Origin of the sequence: Paraburkholderia humisilvae (genome assembly GCF_902859855.1) — a bacterium.
GTDB lineage: Bacteria > Pseudomonadota > Gammaproteobacteria > Burkholderiales > Burkholderiaceae > Paraburkholderia > Paraburkholderia humisilvae.
Genome location: NZ_CADIKH010000026.1, coordinates 18,670 through 38,163 on the forward strand (window position 1 = coordinate 18,670; position 19,494 = coordinate 38,163).

Genomic DNA, 19,494 nt, shown 5'->3' on the forward strand with positions numbered 1-19,494 from the left:
CCGCGCCCGGTGTTGAAAAATTACTCGCCGATCGACTTGCCGTAGGCGGCGGCGTCCATCAGCCGGTCTTGTCCTGCACCGGCGGTCGGTTTGATCTTGAAGAGCCAGTTTTCATACGGGCCGCCGTTCACCGAATCCGGCGTGTCGACCACGGTCTGGTTCATTTCAATGACCTCGCCCGAGACCGGCGCGTAGATATCCGAAGCGGCCTTGACCGATTCGATGACGGCGACCGTGTCGCCCGCCGAAACCGTTTTGCCGAGTTGCTGCACTTCGAAGAAGACGATGTCGCCGAGCGCTTCCTGCGCGTGGTCGGTAATGCCGACCGTCAGCGTGCCGTCCGCTTCGGTGCGGACCCATTCGTGCGATTCGGTGTATTTCAGATCGGCCGGGATACTCATCGGATGCTCCTATGCGGTTGAATGCGCAATGTGATGCGGATGGATATGAAGGGGGAACGCACGCGACGGGCTCCATGACTATTCGATGACCGGACCGTCCGCTCAACCGACGAGCACTTTGCCGTTGCGTACGAACGGCAGTTTTACCACGCTTGCGGGAAAGGCTCTGTCACGGATGTGCACATGCACGATATCGCCGGGTTGCACGCCTTTCGGCACGCGTGCGAACGCGATCGATTCCTGCATGGTCGGCGAGAATGTGCCGCTCGTGATCTCGCCGGCGCCGTGCGGCGTATCGACTTTCTGATGCGCGCGCAGCACGCCGGCGGCCTTGCCGTTTTCCTTCTGCAGAATCAGTCCGACGAATGCATGCTGCGAACCCGCCGCCTCGAGCGCGGCGCGGCCGACGAAGTCGCGCGGCGCGGTGAGGTCGACGGTCCATGCGAGGCCCGCGTCGAGCGGCGACACTGCATCGTCCATGTCCTGGCCGTACAGGTTCATGCCCGCCTCGAGCCGCAGCGTGTCACGCGCGCCGAGGCCAGCCGGGCGCACGCGTTGCGCCTGCAGCGCTTTCCACAGTGCGTCGACATGCGCGGCCGGCGCGATGATCTCGAAGCCGTCCTCGCCGGTATAGCCGGTGCGCGCGACGGTCAGATCGCCGAACGGCGTGCTTGCGACGCGCGCCGCGTTGAACGGCTTCAGCGCTTCGGTCGCGGCGCGCGCGGCCGGCACGGTTTCCCAGACTTTTTCACGCGCTTGCGGCCCTTGCACCGCGACGATCGCGAGATCACGGCGCGGCGTGATCGTCACACCGAAGCCGCGTTCGGCATTGAGCTTGTTGAACCACGCAATATCTTTGTCCGCGGTCGCTGCATTCACGACGATGCGGAACGCCGCTTCGTCGAAGTAATAGACGATCAGGTCGTCGATCACGCCGCCTTCAGGATTCAGCAGGCACGAATACAGTGCGCGGCCGGGCGTCTGCAGTTTACCGACGTTATTCGCCAGCGCGTATTCGAGAAATGCGCGGGTGCGTGGGCCGTTGAGATCGACGGCGCACATATGCGATACGTCGAACATGCCCGCGTCGGTGCGTACCGCGTGATGCTCTTCGATCTGCGAACCATAGTTGACGGGCATGTCCCAGCCGCCGAAATCGACCATACGCGCGTTGAGCGCACGGTGGGTGGCGTTGAGCGGAGTGCGTTTGAGTTCGGTCATCGGGGCCTCTGGCCTGCTCAGGTGTGTCGACGGATTCGGAGCCACGCAGCAGGTTCGCAGCCGGATCACGCATTGGCTGACGAGCGGTACTTGCATGCCCCCTCTGTCCTCGATACCTGAGAGATTGCGCTACCGTTAACACAACTGACGTTGCCACGGTAAGCGCGCGCCCCTTCGGTGGGCAGCCTGCGTGCACTGCACGCTACTGCCGCTCTCCAGAGTGCGAAAAACCGGTGCCTGAGTGCGCTGTTTGACCAGATTTCAGGGCGGGTTTTTCGACGCGGCCGGTCCTTTTGCCTGAGAGTTTGCGGGTGTGCCCCTTCGGCGGCGCGGCCCGGCATTGCTCGTGTTGCAATGCGGCCAGCGCGCTCTCCCGACGCGTGCGGCGAATGTACGCGACGGTCCGGGGCTTGTCAATTGAAGGTTTCGACGTCTGAGCGGGCCTGCGGTATGCGGGCGCAGCGCGAATGGCGCACCGCCCGCTGACTGCGCGTGCAGCCTGACCCCTCGAAACCGGATGGTCAGTCACCGCGCCTGAACGGCAAGCGCACGCCTTCGTTGTCGCTGCGCTGAGCGAGTTCGATGACCGTCATCACATCGACTGCGTCTTGTGCGCTTACCGGAAATGGCGCGCCGTCCTGAATCGACGCGGCTAACGCGCGATAAAAATCCGCGTAGGCACCGTCGCGGGTCGGTGACGTGCGTTCGACTTCCTGCTCACCATCGAGCACCCGCAGCGTGCCAGCTTCATTGCCGCCGCCGAAGCCGGCGTCCCCGGGGCGCAGGCCCGCTTTCAACTGGTCTTCCTGCGTGTCGAGACCGTACTTCAGGTAGCTGCCGCGTGTGCCGTGGATCGTAAAGCGTGGGGCGGCGAGCGCGGTCAGTGCGCTCGCATGCAGCACGACTTCGTGCGCGGCATAGCCCAGTTGCAGATGCACGTAGTCGGGCGCACTCGCATGATCACGGTGTGCTTTCACCGTCGCGTACACGGTCTCAGGCACGCCGAACAGCGCGAGCGCCTGATCGATCAGGTGGGGGCCGAGATCGAACAGCAGACCGCCGCCACGCGTGGCGTCCTCACGCCAGCGCTGACGGATTTCCGGACGAAACCGGTCGAAGTGCGATTCGAAATGCGTGACGCGGCCAAGTTCGCCGCTTTCGAGCAACGCGCGCACGGTGAGGAAATCGCCGTCCCAGCGGCGGTTGTGAAACGGCGCGAAAACCCGTTTGCGGCTCTGCGCGAGACTCGCGAGCGTGCGCGCGTCGGCGGCGCTCAACGTGACCGGTTTGTCGACCACGACATGCTTGCCCGCTTCGAGCGTGCGCTTCGCGAGCTCGAAGTGCGTGTCGTTCGGCGTCGCGATCACGACGCATTCGACGTCGGCAAGCGCGAGCAGCGCGTCGAGATCCGGCACGATCGTGGCTTGCGGAAAGTCCGCGCGCGCCTTGTCCGGCTGGCCCGTTGCGATCGCGGCGACCTGCGCGCGACCGCAGTGTGCGATCACCGGCGCGTGAAACGTCGCACCGGCAAAGCCGTAGCCCATCAGTCCAATTTTCAGCGGTGAGCTCATGGCTGTTTCCTGTTCGTGCAAAACGGCGCGCGGCGAAGGCTGCGTGCAACCCCTTGATTGTGGCACGCGCGCGCACGCAATTCGTGAGACTGGCGGCCACGGGCAGAGCGGCAGACCGGAGCCCGCCGTTCGACGCCAGCCGGCAAAATCGTCGACAATGTGCGCAGCCTGCACGACTCGATGCGGCGCATCGACAGGAGACAGATGAATGAAATGCACGATCGTGGGATCCCGCTACTTCGGCGCGTCGGTGCTGGAGGCGTTTCGGGCTGACGGCATCGAGATCGCCGGGGTCGTGGCCCCTTCCGCCGACGACCGTCTTGCGGTGGCCGGCCGCGCGGCGGGTCTGCCAACGGCGATCCACGACAACCCGAGGCGCGTTGAAGGCAGCGCGATTCCCGAAGACACCGGCCTGATCATCGCCGCGCACACGCATGCGCGTGTGACCGACGAGGCGCTCGCACGCTCACGCCTGGGCGGTGTCGGCTATCACCCTTCGCTGCTGCCGCGCCATCGCGGCATCGCGGCGGTCGAATGGACGATTCTCGAAGGCGATCCGATCGCGGGCGGCTCGATCTATCACCTGTCGCACGGCTGGGATGCCGGCGCAATCGCCGCGCAGGACTGGTGCTTCGTCAAGCAGGGCGAAACCGCGCGCGAACTCTGGGAGCGCGCGCTTGCGCCGATGGGGCTCGCGCTGCTGCTGCGCGTCGCGCATTACGCGCGCGAACACGGTGAACTGCCCGCGAGCACCCAGGACGAGCAATTCGCGACGCGCGCACCGATCATCCGTCGGCGCATCGAACTCACCGAGGAAACGCCGGGGCCGCTGGCCACGATCGTCGTCACGGCCATCGGCGCCGACCGTCCCGGCATCGTCAACCTGCTGTCGGAGCGCGCGCGCGCGTTCGGCGCGAACTGGATGGGCAGCCGCATGGCGAGTCTCGGCAGCCAGTTCGCCGGCATGGTGCAGTTCGAAGTCGCACAGCGTCACGCCGACGCGCTCACCACCGCGTTGCGCGATCTCGAAAGCGCGGGGCTGCGTCTCGTGATCGCGCGCAGCGATCTGCCGGCGCTCGGTCAGGGCCGGCGCCGTGTGTCGCTGGAGCTCACCGCGCCCGACCGTCCGGGTATCGTGCAGGACCTGTCGGCCAGTCTGTCGGCGCACGACATCAGTATCGAGGAACTGAGCACGGAGCTCGCGCACGCGCCTGCCGGGTCGCATCAGTTCGGCGTCAAGGCCGTGCTCGCGATGCCCGCGACGATGTCGATCGACGCGCTGCGCGCGCTGCTCGAATCGCTCGCCGCCGAATTGATGGCCGACATGGCGCTCGGCGAAGGCGACGCCTGATCCCGCACGCCTGAATTGCCGCGCGCGAACGTGGAAGGTTGGTTGACGACGGCCTGCGCCGGAATCGCCGTGCCGGCACGATCTTCCGTGTTAACATCGCGGGTCGCCGGCGAGCGGTAGCGCAAGTGAAGCGTCGGCGCCGATGCGCTGTGCTTTGCGTGCGCCATCCCACCCGCCGCTCGCGGCAGCCTGTTTCACGGGCCGGGCAATCGCCGCCGCGCCCATCCTTGCAGAATCCACCCACTGACATGTCCGCAGGCCTTAATTCCGCGCAAAGCGAAGCGGTGCGCTATCTCGACGGTCCCTGTCTCGTCCTTGCCGGCGCGGGCAGCGGCAAGACACGCGTGATTACGCAGAAAATCGCGCATCTGATCGAAGCAAAAGGCTTCGAGCCGCGCCATATCGCTGCCGTCACGTTCACCAACAAGGCGGCCGCGGAAATGCGCGAGCGCGTCGGCAAACTGCTCGAAGGCAAGACACTGACCGCGCCCGGCAAGGAAGGCCGCAAGGTGCCGGTCAATCAGCTGACGGTGTGCACGTTCCATTCGCTCGGCGTGCAGATTCTGCGTCAGGAAGCGGAGCACGTCGGGCTCAAGCCGCAGTTCTCGATCATGGATGCGGACGACTGCTTCGGCATGATCCAGGAGCAGGTTGGTTCGACCGATAAAGGGTTCATTCGGAAGATTCAGTCGATCATCTCGCTGTGGAAGAACGGGCTCGTGATGCCCGAGCAGGCGCTGGCGATCGCCGCAAACGAAGATGAACACCAGGCGGCGATTGTCTATCGCAACTACGTCGCAACGCTGCACGCGTATCAGGCGGTCGATTTCGACGATCTGATCCGGCTGCCGGCCGAGCTCTTCGCACAGAACGAAGCGGTGCGCGACCGGTGGCAGAACAAGCTGCGCTATCTGCTGATCGACGAGTATCAGGATACCAACACGTGCCAGTATGAATTGCTGAAGCTGCTTGCGGGTCCGCGCGCGGCGTTTACCGCGGTCGGTGACGACGATCAGGCGATTTACGGCTGGCGCGGCGCGACGCTCGAAAACCTCGCGCAGCTCGGCAAGGATTTCCCGAAGCTGCACGTGATCAAGCTGGAGCAGAACTACCGTTCGACGGTGCGCATTCTGACCGCCGCGAACAACGTGATCGCGAACAACCCGAAGCTGTTCGAAAAGAAGCTGTGGTCCGAGCATGGCATGGGCGATTCGATCACGGTCACGCCGTGCAACGACGAGGAACACGAAGCGGAGTCGGTCGTGTTTCGCCTGTCCGCGCACAAGTTCGAGCGACGCACGCAGTTTCGCGACTACGCAATTCTGTATCGCGGCAATTTTCAGGCGCGCATCTTCGAGCAGGTACTACGGCGCGAGCGGATTCCGTATGTACTGTCCGGCGGGCAATCGTTTTTCGATCGTGCTGAGATCAAGGATATTTGCGCGTATCTGCGCCTGATTGCGAATGCCGATGACGACCCCGCGTTTATCCGCGCGATCACGACGCCGCGGCGCGGGGTCGGCAATACGACGCTTGAAGCGCTGGGCGCGTTCGCGGGACAGGCGAAGGTGTCGCTATTCGAAGCGGTGTATATGGGCGGCATCGAAGCGCGGCTGTCCGCGCGGCAGGTCGAGCCGCTGCGCGCGTTCTGCGATTTCATCCAGCGCCTGACCGATCGCGCGGACAAGGACCCGGCCACGACCGTGCTCGACGACCTGATGGACGCGATCCATTACGAGGCCTATCTGTACGATGCATTCGACGAGCGGCAGGCACAGACGAAATGGCAGAACGTGCTGGAGTTTTTCGAATGGCTGAAGCGCAAGGGCACGAAACCGGAGCGTGAAATCACCGAAGACGGCGAAGCGACCGGCTACGACAACGCGGATGGCCTCGCGGATACCGGCAAGAACCTGCTCGGACTGATTCAGACCGTTGCGCTGATGTCGATGCTCGAAGGCAAGGACGAGGACCCGGACGCGGTGCGGCTGTCGACCGTGCATGCGTCGAAGGGGCTCGAGTATCCGCATGTGTTCCTGGTGGGGGTCGAGGAAGGGATCATGCCGCACCGCGGCGGCTCTGAGGATGATGGGCCCGTCGACGATTCGCGCATCGAGGAAGAACGCCGGCTGATGTACGTCGCGATAACGCGCGCACAGCGGAGCTTGCACCTGAACTGGTGCAAGAAGCGCAAGCGTGCGCGGGAGACGGTGGTATGCGAGCCGTCGCGCTTTATTCCGGAGATGGCGCTCGATGATGCGCCGCCGCCGACTGCGGAAGAAGCGCCGATGACGCCGAAGGATAGGCTCGCGAGTTTGAAGGCGTTGTTGCAGAAAGGGTAAGCGGCGCGGGCTATCAATGAAAAATCCCTGCGAGGCTTTGATCGGCCTTCGCAGGGATGTTGTCTTTTGGCTTCGGCTTATTTGACCTGGCTGATCATATAGTCGACGGCCGCTTTCACATCCGCGTCGGACGCGTTCGAACCGCCCTTCGGCGGCATCGCGCCCTTGCCGTGCAATGCATAGTTGTAGATCGTGTCGATCGGGTCTTTCAGGCGCGGCGCCCAGGCTTCCTTATCGCCGAACTTCGGCGCGTTCAGTACGCCGGCCGCATGGCATGCCTGACAGACCGACTGATACAGCGCCTTGCCGGCCTGCGATGCATCCGCGCTTTGTTGCGCATCGCCGCCTGCTGCCGGTGCGGCGCTTTGCGGGACGCTGGCGAGTGCGGCGACGGCGGCGGCCGCTTGCGCGGCGCCCTGGTCTGAAGCGGCGGCGCCGGATGCGGCTGCGGCTGCCGCGCCGGACGCCGCAGCGGCAGCCGGCGCACCCGGCACTGGCTTCGGCGGGTCTTCAAAGTGAGCGCCAGCGTTGTTCGCCATATACGCGACGGCGAGACCGATTTCGTAGTCGCTATAGTCGTCGGGGCTCGTGCCACCGCGGGGTGGCATCGCGCCTTTGCCGGTCAGCGCGGTGTGCCAGAGCGTATCGAAGCCTTGCGCGATGCGCGGCGCCCAGTCAGCGGTATTGGTGAATTTCGGGGCGCCGGCGGCGCCGGATGCGTGACAGGCCGAGCAAACGGCCTTGTAGACTTCTTCGCCGGTCTTGTAGGTGCGCGGCGCGTTCGAGTCGCGAATTTCGACCTGGCCGATCGGGGCAATGCGCTTGGCGACCTCTGCGTCGGACAGGCTGTCTGTGCCGGCGCCGGTGCGCGTCGAAGTGTCGACGTAGTGAGCGAGCAGGATGATGATGACGATGGGGATAGCAAATGACGCGATGACCGCGGCGATGAGCTGTCCAGGTGTTTTGATCGGGGCTCCGTGTGGTGCTTCGCTCATGCTTGTCTCGTCTCCCGTGGGTATTGTGAGCGGTACAGCGCGACGGCAACGACTTTATTGTTGATTCAGGCCACGGACGATTATAGACGGAAGGTTTCGGCGTCGGTGCGGGTGCGGAGTGGGTGTTCAGCAGGCGTTTACCCGCAGTTTGTAGTGGGTTTTTAGTCGATTGGTGGTGGTTTCGATGCAGCTGGAATGGCCCCGGGCGGCCGGCGCGGTGGACGGGGCATGCGAAAACGGTTATTCTTTTGGTCTTGCCCGGCGCTGGTTCTTGCTTTTTTGATTGATCGCGGCGCTTGGTTATTGCCTTCCTGCACGCGCCCGTAGCTCAATGGATAGAGTACTGCCCTCCGAAGGCAGGGGTTGCTGGTTCGATCCCAGCCGGGCGCGCCACCTGATTGTTTTGTTTCTCTGCGGCTTGTGCCTTTTGCGGCGCGATGCCCGCGACTGTTACAGCTCCTACTCCCAGAAACGACTCCTGTTGGCCACGCCTGCTGCGCGTGGGTTGCCAACGCCCGCTTCCACACTGACGAGCACTCCTCGTCGGACTCGCACTCAATCTCTGCAAGTGTCTCGAGTGGCGGTAGTTCCGCCGTTTCGGCCAACAGCATGATATCGGCCGCGTCTGGCTTACGACGTCCCGCTTTCCATTTGCTGATTCAGGAATGCGTCCGCCCGATCTTCTCCGCGCTGGCCAGTTGTGATCCGGCAGCCTCTCTAGCGCGTTCGATCAGTTCGACGATATCCATGTGAAGTCCTCCTAACTTGTACCACTTTGGTACATAACTTTCCCAAAACGGTCCCTGACCGGATCGGGACAGCGCTAGTTTGTCAGTCCTGCTCGAAAGGAAAACCGTGAGACGGTTTCGCATGCGAAACCGTCTGTTGATGTAGCCAACGAACGGGGGTCCGTTGTGCCTGCGTCTCGTGTTTATGCCTATACGCAGCACGCGCATACGCGTCGCGACCATCGATCGCGGTAGCGACCATGCGCGCGACAAGACCGGTGTCGAAGTCAACCGGCAGGGTCGACAGCCCAATTTCCTCACGCTGGTGCCGGTCAAAGTCGCGGCACCGGCAAATCCATTTCCTCACTAGCTGTGAACCGTCCCGCGTGCGATTGGGGTAGGTGATCTGGGGCGATACCGGGTTTGCGCCGGATATCGCCACACTTCGGGACCAGTTGACGAGATCGTGGCCGCTTCGCGTTTTTAAGACGATTTTCGCCAAATTCAGTCGATGTCCGTTTTCAGAGATTTATATTCTAAAAGCCAATACGGCTTGACATACTCTGAGGAGCCCTCCATGGGATGCATCAACTCGACAGCAAATGTGGAACAAGCGCGGAACGTTGCGTTGCAGCCAGTGCGGCATAACCCTTCGTCTCAAACACAAACGACCGGTTCGGCCACCCGGCAACAAGTTCGTAACGAGCTAGCTGAATTGTCCCGTCCGCCCAGCAGAACGTCGCTTCGGGAAGGTGACAAGTACCGGACTCTCGGGGTGATTAAACACTATTACGAAATGGATATCGGGGCAGCCGGTGAAGAAAATGCGGTGGAGTACTTTAGTAGTCGGCAGCGTGACCGACACGAAATCAAAATTCAAGATGGAGTGATGCTTCAGAAGACTCGCGATGGCCGCTGGATACCAATGGACACTAACGGGAGACACGCCATATTCGTCATGAACGGACAGGGGACGGTCTACGCCGGCGACCAGGACTTCGTCCCTAAACACAGCTCGTTTTTGGCCGGAGGACCCGTCGCTGCTGCTGGTACGCTAAGCGTAAAAAATGGGCAACCACAACGTGTTACAGATCAAAGTGGACACTATATGCCACCAAGGGAGCATTCGAGCCAATTTGAGCGGGAGTTGCGAGACAAAGGGGTGTCGAGCAACTATTACACACGTTACGATGGGAAAACTAAAGCGCAATTGGAGCAAGCACGCGTTGAACACGAACGTGTCTATCCGGAAGGTGTACGCACGAAGCAATACTAATTAGGGGCGTAGGGCAGTAGGGGTATCGTCTGCGTGGTACTCTGACTTAGGCAAGTCAAAGCAGATTCTCGCCTGGGAAATTAAGTGAACCGCGTCGCGTGGTCTATCGCTTACCTGTGCGTTGGTGTCGCGTTGTCGTGGCTATCGATGGTATGGATTAGCCGATTGTCCCGGCGGCTAGCATGGCCGCTAATCAATACGCGTTGGCATGATTGTTGGGATATCGAGCATTGCCATGTATCGGCGTTAGGTTATACGTTCATCGTCGCGTTCATCGCCGCGCCGAGCCTGATTTGGGCGATTGCCGGATTTAAGCAAGCTAACGCTGCTTCGTCGCGAGCCGTAGCGGCGCTCTCACTTGTCTTGGGTATGGTCTGTTTCTATCTGCTCTACTACGCCGCAGTATGGCGTTGATTATTATCAGACGGCCACCCGTTTCGCAGTCGGCCTTGCCGCCCCGCACGTGCGGGGCTTTCTATTCCAGCGTGCAACGCTACTCCCTTGATTCGTACGTTTCGTGTCCCGTTCCGTTATCCAAACGCCCATCGTTCCTGTCTCTGCGTCGTGTCGGCATGACCAAATGGCGAGCCTTGGCGGTGCGCGGTATTGACACGCTCATATGCCCGCGCGAAATGTTCCGGGCCCCAACTCGATACGACGAGGCGCCGCCCCGCTTACAAGTTTGTAGCTGCAACGCCGGCCGTACAGCGCGCAACGCTCTGACCTTGGAACGTCGCCGGCCGATCTCGTTCTGGGAGATAACGTGAAACGCATCGCAATAACGGCTTTGGGCTTCGGATGGGGGCTGTTTTTGATGTGGTTGACGCTATACATCTTAAGTCGGGTCACCCGGTCGCATGACCATTTACCCGTTTCAGCTTGCAATGACATGGAGCGCTGCAGTTCACGCCTCATCGCTCTTTTGTCCCTGGCAACCGTGTTTTTTGTACCCACATGCGCCTTTGCGCGTCTGAATGCGGTCGCTTACGGGCGTTGGTCAGTGGTCCGGTGGGCTGCGTCTTTTGTGTAGAACCCGCTGCACCACTTCAAAGTCACTTCCCACATCCAAGACTGCAGGCACATGACCCGTATCCCGATAACCGTCCGCACACCAGCCTTCCCACCCAGCAATTTTTGTACTCCACCCTCCATTTCGCGGTAAGATACGCAAATTCGAGATGCGGTAACCCTTTGATTTTATAGACGAACCCGCAATCCGTATAGTTGGACGACGCCCTTCGAATGCCGGGGTTGCAAGTTCCACCCCAGCCGGGCGCGCCAGATTTTTGAAAGGACACTGGGTGATCTGAATTACCCAGCCAGATCAAGGCCCTACGGCGGAAGCCAAGGGTCTTTTTTTCTCGTGTTGCCGGAAACAGTTGCCGGCGCGTAATAGAACAGGTGGGAGGTGGGTGAGTATGCTTAAGCGCTTGATAGCTATTTCGTTGTTGTTCAGTAGCCTGCTCGCATTGGCGGGCTGCAATACGGTCGCAGGCGCCGGTAAAGACCTGACTGACTCAGCGAACGCCGTTAAGAAGGCGCTCTGAAGCCCGGCGAATCTCTTTCGAACAGTAGTGGCTCCGACGAGGGCCGGAGTGAGTCAAACTCCGGCCCTCGCGTTTTCAGATCACGCCGGTGTGATCGTGAATTTGCCCGGCTCGACCGGGTTGCCGAACCGCGCTTCTGTTCCTCCACCTCTCCCTTCTTCGCTCCAACGTTCGTCGTGTCGATTGAGATCGCACACCTTTTTATTTGGCTATCCGATTTATTTTTCCTGACTGCAACGTGGGATGCCTCAACCCACATCCATACACCCTCTTCCCTCGCTTTCAGAGGGCTGTATCGCAACGGGCTCGCAACCGTCGGGCCGGTCGCCATCGCCCAGGTCGGCCAGCTGCATTTTGATCGGTTCTTTATGGGCGCACGCGGCATCGACCTCGAAGCCAGCTGGACCAACGCGAACCAGCTGGAGACCCAGCTGAAACACGCAGCGATCGAACGTAGCCGCCAGGTGTGTGCGATCGCGGACAGCACCAAATGGGGTCAGCGCGGCTTCGTATCGATTGTCCCATTCGAGCGGGTTTCGACCTGGGTGTGCGACGACGATTTGCCGCACAATGCACGTTCGGCTGCTGAAAACGCAGGCATCGAATTGCTGCTTGCCAGCTGATCTTTCCAGGACTGTTCCCCATGCATCGACAATTGGATTTTCTGCGCTGTAACTGTGTGCTGTTTGATATGGACGGTACGCTGCTCGACTCCCGGGCGCCAATGCACCGGGCGTACATCGAGTGGGCGAACCGATACGGGCTGGACCCTGCGCTCGTGGTACGGGAAGCCCAAGGACGCCGCACGATCGACACGATGCGGACATTTGCGCCGGCCGGTGTGGACGTCGAAGCAGACGCGCTTGCTCTGATGCGGCGTGAGTATGACGATACCGACGGCATTATCGAGGTCCCGGGCGCGGGTGCGCTGCTACGCGCGTTGCCCGCGGATCGCTGGGCCGTCGTGACTTCCGCGGATCGGCCGCTTGCGCTCAAACGCCTGGAAGCCGCCGGCTTGCCGGCTCCGCCACTGCTGGTCAGCGCGGAAGACGTCACACGCGGCAAGCCCGCACCGGACGGATTCCAGCTTGCAGCCCGACGCATGAATTCCGACGCGCGCAACAGCGTGGTGTTCGAGGATGCGCCGGCCGGCATCGAGGCGGGCGTTGCGGCGGGCGCCAAGGTAATCGCGATCGCGTGGGCGTCGTCGGCTGCCGGGTTCGGTGAAACCGTTCGCGTGCAGGATCTCCGCTGCATCCGTCCCGTCATGGACGGCGATGATATCGTCCTGCAAATTTCCGCCTGAGCGCCGCGGCGAGTAAGCTCGCCGCCCCTTGCCTGGCTCGCTGGATCATTTCGTACCAGAAAGCGTTATCCTCCGCATCGGTGTGATCGGCATCGATTTCAGATCCGTCTGACCAGAAAGACACAAACTGTCCCTTTGCTTTGGCACAGACTGGTACGTGCGATGCGTTCGCCACGTCCACGCAATACGGTTGCATTGGCACAAAACATGCGGCCCGCCGTTGCAGTTATACACACAGGTCACCGCCGCCGTGCGACCGATCGACTTGCGCACTGACGGGGCGAATCGTAAGGACGCGGACGATGGGTGCCAACGAGCAACTGCAGGATTGGCGTAGCGATGCGCTCAACCTGGAGCGGGAAGCCGCGAAGGCGGTGATCGGACAGCACGACACGGTGCGGCTGATCAATATCGCGCTTTTTGCACGCGGCCATGTGCTGCCTGAAGGCGGTGTCGGCGTCGGCAAAACAACCTTGTTGCGCGCAATCGCCCGCGCGGTCGGCGGCCAGTTCGAGCGTGTCGAAGGCACGATCGATCTGATGCCGGGCGACCTCGTTTATCACACGTATGTCGATGCGGACGGCAAACCGCGTATCGAACCGGGGCCATTGCTAAAGCACGGCGAATCGCTGTCGACTTTCTTTTTCAACGAAATCAACCGTGCCCGCCCGCAGGTGCAATCGCTGTTGCTGAGGGCGATGGCGGAGCGCTCGGTGTTCGCGTTCGATCGTGAATACAACTTTCCGCACATGACGCTGTTCGCCGACCGGAACAAGGTCGAAAAGGAGGAGACCTTCGAACTCGCGTCGGCCGCGCGCGACCGCTTCATGTTCGAACTCAACATGGCCACGCCCGACGACGACGAGGTACGGCGCACGCTGGTGTTCGACCCATTGTTTCACGACACCGACGCGCTGCTGGACCGCGTCGCACCGGCCGTTTTGCCATGGCAGGCGCTGAACACGATTGCTGCGATCATTCAGGCGAGCGTGCACGCATCCGAAGCGATCGAGCGCTATGCGCTGGACATCTGGCGCGCCACCGAGTCGCCCGCGCGCTATGGCATCGCACTCGACGAGGTCGACATGAATAACCTGATCCTCGCGGGCGCCAGTCCTCGCGGGATGAGCATGTTGCTGCGCGCTGCGCGAGTCGTCGCGTGGCTTGCCGGTCGTACGTATATCGAACCCGAGGACGTACACGTCGTCATCGCGCCGACGCTCGCACATCGGGTGTTTTTCACGCCGATCTATGAGCTGCGACGCACCGAGCTCGCGCAGGCGTTGATCGAGCGGATCGTCGAGCGCATCGCCGCGCCGTAATGCCATGCCGCAACTCAAGGAATTTCATTACAGGTTGCCGGTGCGCGTGGCCGGCGCGCGGCCCGGCTCGCATCGAGGCACGAGCGTCGGCGTTGGCCAGGAGTTCATCTCGCACGCACGCCTGTTCGATTATCCGGACCCGCGGCGCATCGACATTCGCGCCAGCATTCGAGGCGGACACGGCGAATGGCTAGTCAGGCTTCACCGGCAGCGAGTCGCGGTGCCCGTCTACGCGGTCGTGGACGTGTCGGCGTCGATGCGGTTTGGCCGACTCTCGTCGAAGCTCGAGGCCGCTGCGCAGTTCGTCGAAGCGCTGGGCTACAGCGCGTTCCGTCATGGCGATCGTGCCGGCATGCTGGCGTTCGATACGAATGAGCGCGAGGACCTGTTTCTGCCGGCTCGCCATGTGCGCGGCGCCGGCGCATTGATGAGCGATACGCTGCGGCACGCGAAACCAGGCGGGGACCCAGGCGGCAAGCGAGGCGCGTCGCCGGTGGCCGGATTGGAAAAGGCGCTCGCGCGCATTGCTGAACGTGCGTGCCTGGTCTTTCTGGTCTCCGATTTCCACTGGCCGCTCGATACGCTGCCCACGATGCTTCGATCGGCTCCCCGTATCTGGCTGGTGCCCATCGTGTTGTGGAGTTCGGCGGAGTTGGAGCCGCCGTCGGCCAACGGCTGGCTCACGACACACGACATGGAAACGGGCGAACCACGCTCGATCTGGATGACGGACGCGCTGCGCGACCGATGGCGCGCGGCCGTAGCCGCCAACCGGAATCACATCAGCACCCTTTTCGCGAACAGCGGCATACGGCCGCTTTTCGCGACCGACACGGTCGATGCCGATGCGCTGAGCCGCTATTTCGTGGAGCAGGTCGCATGACGCAACGAGCGAGCGCGCGGGAGAAAGGAAGCGAACGCGGGCGGGCATGCGTGGCCATCGCGCTTGGGCTATCGATGCTGTGTGCCTGCCGGTTGGCGAATGCAGATCAGGCGATCGTGCAACAGCCTCCTGCGTTCGGCCACGCGATTGCCGATGTGCTCGAGCAAAAGGTGCTGCTGCAGGAGCGCGGCCACCGTGCCGAACTGGTCGCGCTGCCGTCCGCCGGCCGCATCACGCCGTGGCTCGAACGCCGCCCGCCTTCCATTTCGACGGATGATGAAGGCCGCCAGTGGCTCGTGCTCCACTATCAGATTGTCAACGCGCCGCAGCAGCTGGTGTCCGTGACGATCCCCGCGACGAGGCTGCCGCTCACGTCCGGTGCCGCGCTCGATGTCCCTGACTGGGCCGTGACGGTCGCGCCGCTGACACTCACCGACCCGCCGAATCGCGGACTGCTGACGCCGTTGCAAGCGGACCGCGTCATCACCGCGCCCTCTTTGGCGCCCATCCGGCGCGCGCTCGCGATCTGGGCGTCGGCCACATTCGGCGTCCTGATCGCGTGGTGCGCGTGGGCCTTGTGGCGCGACCGGCGCGAGTTTGCCCGGCTGCCGTTCGCGCGCGTGTGGCGAGCGCTGCGCCGCCGCGACCCCGCCTCAGTGGATGACGACGCGACCGCGTGGCGCCTGCTTCACGACGCCCTCAATTCAACGGCCGGCCGCGTGATTCGCGCGCGTTCATTGCCCCAATTGCTACGCGATGCGCCGCACCTGCAGCCGCTTCGCCCGCAGCTCGAGGCGTTCTTTCGTTGCTCGAGCGCGCGCTTCTTCGAAAACGTGCCGCCGCCCGAGCGATTTTCGTTGCGCAAATTCGCCGAGGCGCTGTATCGCGCCGAACGGCGCAACCAGCACTGACCGCCATGCTGGACTTCGCCAACTCCTGGGTACTCGCGCTGCTGCCGCTGGCCGCGCTGCCGCTGTCGCGCCGGCGCATCGATTCGCTACCGTTTCCGTGCGTCGCATGGCTGCCGCGCGACCCGATCGGACGCTTCGTCAGCGTGTTGTGGCGCGTGGCCGCGATGCTCGCGATCGCCGCGATCGTCGTCGGGCTCGCGGGTCCAGGCCGTTCGAATCTGCAACGGCAAGTGATGGGCGCCGGCGGCGAGATCCTGATCCTGATGGATCGCAGCGCCAGCATGGACGCCGAGCTTGGGCGCGGCCTCGCCAGGTTGCCGAACGGCATAGCCGGCGGCGAGTCGAAGAAACAGGTCGCATCGCGCGCGTTGGCGACTTTCGTCGCGCGACGTCCGAACGACAGCTTCGCATTCGTGCTGTTCGGCCTGCAGCCGATGCTCGCGGTCCCCTTTACGCGCGATCACGCGATCGTCGATGCGGCGATGGAGGCGACCAGTGTCGGCCGGGGCATGCCGGACACCCGGCTCGACGCCGGATTGTCCTACGCGGTTCGGCTATTCGACGGGCGACCGCACACGGGCGGTCGTGCAATCGTCCTTGTATCCGACGGCGGCGCGCGCCTCGACGCAATGGCTCGTGAGCGGATCAGTGCCGCCCTCGCGCAAGACAGTGTCGCGCTGTATTTCGTCTATCTGCGCAGCGGCGTCTACAGTCCGGATCTCACTGATATTGCCCCTCAATTCAATCATTCGGCAGAAGCCGAACTACATCGTTTCTTTCAGTCCTTACGGACTCCGTATCACCTGTATCAGGCCAACGACGCGGAGCACATGGCTGCGGCCATGTCCGAGATTGGACGTCGTGAAAATCAGCAATCGGTATTGATCGAGCGGCTGCCGAGACAGGATCGGAGCACTGTATGCTTTGTCGCCGCGCTCGTCTGTTGTGCCGCGTTGATCTGCATCAGCAGTGTTCAGAAGCGGAGCTGGGCATGAGACGCCGATCGATGCACATCCTGTTTGGTGCCGCCGCAGTCTGCTGCGCAGGTGTCGCCGTCTATTACACGCTGCAGCTTGAACGGACCATCGATCTTGATCGGACCATCGCTGCGACACGCAGCGCGACGATCGCGCAACTATCGGCCAGCAACGCTGACGAAGCGCCAGAGGCACGCCTTGCACGCGCGGTCGCGTTATCGGCGGCACGGCGTCAGGTCGACGCGGGCCGGCTGTTCAACGAGTTGATCCAGGGGCCCGCGCCCGTCAGCGTCCAGCGGGCAGCGCTCTACGATCTCGCGAACATGAACTTGCGTGAAGCGGCAGGCGACGACGCGCGCGGGCCGGTACGATCGCTGCCGCTGATCGAGCTGGCGAAAACCCGCTACCGCGATTTGCTGCGCGAAGACGCAACCGATTGGGACGCACGCTACAACTTCGAGCGGGCATTGCGTCTCGCCCCCGAGTCGGCCGACGAAGCCGACACCGATCAGGACATCGAGCAGCAGCGTAGCGTGACGGTACGCGGCGCGCTACCGCAGGAGCTGCCGTGAACGCCGCCGCCGTCGACTGGACGGGCTTGGTGCGCCGACACGCGTTGCTCGGCGCGGTCGTCCTGTTGCTCGCTGCTGCCGTCTGGATGCCGCCGATCGAACACACCAGAGTCGTCACCCGTTACATCGTCACCTTCGACATCACGCAGAGCATGGATACAGAAGACGTCACGCTAAACGGGCGACCCGTCAGCCGGCTGATTTTCGCGAAGGCGGCGATGCAGCAGGCGTTACAGCGTCTGCCATGCGGTTCGAGCGTGGGCTGGAGCGTGTTTACCGGCACGCGCTCGTTGCTACTTTTTGTTCCGGTCGAGGTCTGCACACACTACGACGCGCTGCTGTCGTCTCTGGACGAAATTGGCGGTCACATGCGATGGGCAGATAGCAGCATCATCGCGCAAGGCGGTATTTATTCTGCGGTGCAGGCGGCGTCGCAACCGGAATCGAAGGCGGCGGTCATCTTTGTCACCGATGGCCAGGAGGCGCCGCCGGTGCCGCCGTCCGAAACGACCGTCCATGGAATTGCGCAAGGACAGGCGGGCGGTTGGATCATCGGTGTCGGCGGCGATCAGCCGGCGCCGATTCCACGCACGAACGCGCAGGGCGTGCGCTCCGGATACTGGCGCGCGGACGAGGTGGTGCAAAGCGCGCCCGAGCGAGACGGCCGCACGGCCGGCAGACACGAGGAATTGTCGGAGTTGCGTGAGCCGTATCTTCGTGCGCTCGCCGCTCATACCGGCTTCGGCTATCGGCGGCTCGATGAATTCGCATCCTTATATGCGGCGCTGGCCGACCCTCGATTGGGCCGGCGCATGCCGGTCGCGACCGATTTCCGGTGGTGCCCGGCGCTGGCCGCGTTGCTTTTGCTTGTGCTACGTTTTCTCCCTCGCGGAAGCACCGGCATCGCCACAGTTCGCGATGCCGGCGCTCATCTGACGCGGCATGAGTCGCGTGCTACTGCATCGTCAGCACGACCCGAAAACGCGCCTCTCCACTGATCATCCGGTCATACGCCGCGGCCGCGCGTTCGAGCGGATAGGTCTCGATCATCGGCTTGACGCCGGCGAGTGCGCTGAACTCAAGCGTGTCTTCGGAGTCGGCGGACGTACCGGAAGGCCAGCCCTGCACCGCGTTGCGTCCCATGATGAGCTGCGCGCCAGACACTTCGATCGGCTCGTGCGCGATGCCCAGCACAATGAGCTTACCGTCCAGCGCCAGGCCGCCGAGCGTCGCGGACATCGCATCCGCATTTGTCACGGTCGCGAGAATGACTTTTGCGCCGCCAAAGGCCTTCAGCGCGTCAGCGACATTCTCGCGGCGGCTGTCGATATAGTGATGCGCGCCGAGCTGTTTTGCGAGCGGAGCCTTGTCCTCTCCGCGCGCGATCGCGACCGTGCGAAAACCCATCCGCCGTGCGAACTGCACGCCAAGGTGGCCCAGCCCGCCGATACCGAGAATGGCGACCGTATCGCCCGCGCGTGCGCCGCTGTTGCGCAGTGCATTGAACGTCGTGATGCCGGCGCAGAGAAGCGGTGCGGCGTCCACGTCAGCCATCTCGTTCGGCACGCGCGCGAGTGCTTCCTGCGGCGCCACCATGTATTCCGCGTATCCGCCGTCATAACTGATGCCCGGCACCTGCGCCTTCTGGCAGAGAACGAAGACGCCGCGACGGCAATTCGCGCAGTGTCCGCAATGCCCGCCATGCCAGCCCACGCCGACACGCTCGCCGGCCGTCCAGCCTTCGACACCCGTTCCGACGGATTCGACCACGCCCGCCACTTCATGCCCCGGCACACGTGGAAATTGCAGGCCCGGCCATGTGCCGTCCTTGGTCATCGCGTCGCTGTGGCAAATGCCGCACGCTTGTACCTTGATCAGCACCTGGCCAGCGCCCGCTGCGGGGATGTCGCGCTCCACCAGTTCCAGCCGCCCACCCGGGCTAGCGACCTGTACCGCTCTCATCTTTCGCATGGGTCTCGCTCCAGTTGAAGAACAGTCGATCCAGCGCAGCCGCGATTCGCCCGGCATAGTTGTCGCCAATCCTATGACAACGCCGGGTGCCGCGATCGGCTGGTCCGCACTGGATAGTAG

At 63.0% G+C, this 19,494-nt stretch carries 17 protein-coding genes, 1 tRNA gene and 2 riboswitches; of the genes, 13 read left to right on the forward strand and 5 right to left on the reverse strand.

From position 1 onward, the window contains the following. Positions 1–20 precede the first annotated feature (20 nt). The 3 genes from gcvH to HV796_RS24805 all read right to left on the reverse strand — a co-directional run bounded on the left by gcvH (position 21) and on the right by HV796_RS24805 (position 3,193). A complete protein-coding gene (gene gcvH, locus HV796_RS24795; protein WP_175229152.1) occupies positions 21–401 on the reverse strand; it encodes a glycine cleavage system protein GcvH in 381 nt (126 codons plus the stop codon). A 102-nt stretch (positions 402–503) separates the two neighbouring features. Beyond that, positions 504–1,622 carry a glycine cleavage system aminomethyltransferase GcvT gene (gene gcvT / locus HV796_RS24800; protein ID WP_175229153.1) on the reverse strand — a complete coding sequence of 373 codons (1,119 nt, stop codon included), beginning with the start codon at positions 1,620–1,622 and terminating at the stop codon, positions 504–506. Between the two features lie 93 nt (positions 1,623–1,715). Then, a riboswitch (glycine riboswitch) is annotated at positions 1,716–1,851 on the reverse strand. Between the two features lie 45 nt (positions 1,852–1,896). Further along, positions 1,897–2,008: riboswitch (glycine riboswitch) on the reverse strand. Between the two features lie 135 nt (positions 2,009–2,143). Beyond that, positions 2,144–3,193 (reverse strand): oxidoreductase, encoded by a 1,050-nt coding sequence (locus HV796_RS24805; protein ID WP_175229154.1) that lies wholly within the window; start codon positions 3,191–3,193, stop codon positions 2,144–2,146. 208 nt (positions 3,194–3,401) lie between these two features. Here HV796_RS24805 and HV796_RS24810 point away from each other — a divergent pair, with 208 nt between their 5' ends. Together HV796_RS24810 and HV796_RS24815 are read left to right on the forward strand one after the other, a co-directional pair. After that, on the forward strand, positions 3,402–4,544 hold the full coding sequence (locus tag HV796_RS24810) for an ACT domain-containing protein (RefSeq protein ID WP_175229155.1): 1,143 nt from the start codon (positions 3,402–3,404) through the stop codon (positions 4,542–4,544). A gap of 248 nt (positions 4,545–4,792) precedes the next feature. Continuing rightward, the gene (locus tag HV796_RS24815; RefSeq protein WP_175229156.1) at positions 4,793–6,886 is read left to right on the forward strand and encodes a UvrD-helicase domain-containing protein; all 2,094 of its coding nucleotides are present in this window, start codon (positions 4,793–4,795) and stop codon (positions 6,884–6,886) included. 77 nt (positions 6,887–6,963) lie between these two features. Here the strand turns inward: HV796_RS24815 and HV796_RS24820 are convergent, their stop codons facing one another. Next, positions 6,964–7,881, reverse strand: coding sequence for a c-type cytochrome (locus HV796_RS24820; protein WP_175229157.1), 918 nt, complete (start codon positions 7,879–7,881; stop codon positions 6,964–6,966). Positions 7,882–8,198: 317 nt separating this feature from the next. On the opposite strand from HV796_RS24820, the gene HV796_RS24825 reads away from it, so the two are divergent. The 11 genes from HV796_RS24825 (at position 8,199) to HV796_RS24875 (ending at position 18,401) form a co-directional block, all read left to right on the forward strand. After that, positions 8,199–8,274 (forward strand) — tRNA-Arg (locus HV796_RS24825). Between the two features lie 912 nt (positions 8,275–9,186). Then, positions 9,187–9,885, forward strand: a complete 699-nt coding sequence (locus HV796_RS24830) for a hypothetical protein (protein WP_175229158.1) — start codon at positions 9,187–9,189, stop codon at positions 9,883–9,885. 84 nt (positions 9,886–9,969) lie between these two features. Then, entirely contained in the window at positions 9,970–10,299 is a 330-nt protein-coding gene (locus HV796_RS24835) for a hypothetical protein (RefSeq protein WP_246356026.1), read from the forward strand. Positions 10,300–11,608: 1,309 nt separating this feature from the next. Then, on the forward strand, positions 11,609–12,055 hold the full coding sequence (locus HV796_RS24840; protein WP_246356027.1) for a DeoR/GlpR family DNA-binding transcription regulator: 447 nt from the start codon (positions 11,609–11,611) through the stop codon (positions 12,053–12,055). A 20-nt stretch (positions 12,056–12,075) separates the two neighbouring features. Beyond that, positions 12,076–12,738 carry an HAD-IA family hydrolase gene (locus HV796_RS24845; protein ID WP_175229159.1) on the forward strand — a complete coding sequence of 221 codons (663 nt, stop codon included), beginning with the start codon at positions 12,076–12,078 and terminating at the stop codon, positions 12,736–12,738. Positions 12,739–13,040: 302 nt separating this feature from the next. Continuing rightward, complete coding sequence (locus tag HV796_RS24850) at positions 13,041–14,060, forward strand: AAA family ATPase (RefSeq protein WP_175229160.1); 1,020 nt, start codon at positions 13,041–13,043, stop codon at positions 14,058–14,060. Between the two features lie 4 nt (positions 14,061–14,064). Further along, positions 14,065–14,943, forward strand: coding sequence for a DUF58 domain-containing protein (locus HV796_RS24855; RefSeq protein WP_175229161.1), 879 nt, complete (start codon positions 14,065–14,067; stop codon positions 14,941–14,943). After that, on the forward strand, positions 14,940–15,854 hold the full coding sequence (locus HV796_RS24860) for a hypothetical protein (RefSeq protein ID WP_175229162.1): 915 nt from the start codon (positions 14,940–14,942) through the stop codon (positions 15,852–15,854). The genes HV796_RS24855 and HV796_RS24860 overlap by 4 nt, the downstream gene beginning before the upstream one ends. Continuing rightward, the gene (locus tag HV796_RS24865) at positions 15,851–16,849 is read left to right on the forward strand and encodes a vWA domain-containing protein (RefSeq protein ID WP_175229218.1); all 999 of its coding nucleotides are present in this window, start codon (positions 15,851–15,853) and stop codon (positions 16,847–16,849) included. The genes HV796_RS24860 and HV796_RS24865 overlap by 4 nt, the downstream gene beginning before the upstream one ends. Beyond that, complete coding sequence (locus HV796_RS24870; RefSeq protein WP_175229163.1) at positions 16,846–17,403, forward strand: MxaK protein; 558 nt, start codon at positions 16,846–16,848, stop codon at positions 17,401–17,403. Before HV796_RS24865 ends, HV796_RS24870 begins: the two co-directional genes overlap by 4 nt. Beyond that, positions 17,400–18,401 carry a vWA domain-containing protein gene (locus HV796_RS24875; RefSeq protein WP_246356028.1) on the forward strand — a complete coding sequence of 334 codons (1,002 nt, stop codon included), beginning with the start codon at positions 17,400–17,402 and terminating at the stop codon, positions 18,399–18,401. Before HV796_RS24870 ends, HV796_RS24875 begins: the two co-directional genes overlap by 4 nt. Here HV796_RS24875 and HV796_RS24880 read toward each other — a convergent pair. Next, positions 18,358–19,374: an alcohol dehydrogenase gene (locus HV796_RS24880; RefSeq protein WP_175229164.1), complete on the reverse strand. Its 1,017-nt coding sequence runs from the start codon at positions 19,372–19,374 to the stop codon at positions 18,358–18,360. The two genes, HV796_RS24875 and HV796_RS24880, sit on opposite strands and share 44 nt — an antisense overlap. Between the last annotated feature and the right edge of the window lie 120 nt (positions 19,375–19,494).

Coding starts and splice junctions, on each gene's coding strand:
- gcvH (WP_175229152.1), bottom strand. CDS start 401: ATGAGTATCCCGGCCGATCTGAAATACACCGAATCGCACGAATGGGTC.
- gcvT (WP_175229153.1), bottom strand. CDS start 1,622: ATGACCGAACTCAAACGCACTCCGCTCAACGCCACCCACCGTGCGCTC.
- HV796_RS24805 (WP_175229154.1), bottom strand. CDS start 3,193: ATGAGCTCACCGCTGAAAATTGGACTGATGGGCTACGGCTTTGCCGGT.
- HV796_RS24810 (WP_175229155.1), top strand. CDS start 3,402: ATGAAATGCACGATCGTGGGATCCCGCTACTTCGGCGCGTCGGTGCTG.
- HV796_RS24815 (WP_175229156.1), top strand. CDS start 4,793: ATGTCCGCAGGCCTTAATTCCGCGCAAAGCGAAGCGGTGCGCTATCTC.
- HV796_RS24820 (WP_175229157.1), bottom strand. CDS start 7,881: ATGAGCGAAGCACCACACGGAGCCCCGATCAAAACACCTGGACAGCTC.
- HV796_RS24830 (WP_175229158.1), top strand. CDS start 9,187: ATGGGATGCATCAACTCGACAGCAAATGTGGAACAAGCGCGGAACGTT.
- HV796_RS24845 (WP_175229159.1), top strand. CDS start 12,076: ATGCATCGACAATTGGATTTTCTGCGCTGTAACTGTGTGCTGTTTGAT.
- HV796_RS24850 (WP_175229160.1), top strand. CDS start 13,041: ATGGGTGCCAACGAGCAACTGCAGGATTGGCGTAGCGATGCGCTCAAC.
- HV796_RS24855 (WP_175229161.1), top strand. CDS start 14,065: ATGCCGCAACTCAAGGAATTTCATTACAGGTTGCCGGTGCGCGTGGCC.
- HV796_RS24860 (WP_175229162.1), top strand. CDS start 14,940: ATGACGCAACGAGCGAGCGCGCGGGAGAAAGGAAGCGAACGCGGGCGG.
- HV796_RS24870 (WP_175229163.1), top strand. CDS start 16,846: ATGAGACGCCGATCGATGCACATCCTGTTTGGTGCCGCCGCAGTCTGC.
- HV796_RS24880 (WP_175229164.1), bottom strand. CDS start 19,374: ATGCGAAAGATGAGAGCGGTACAGGTCGCTAGCCCGGGTGGGCGGCTG.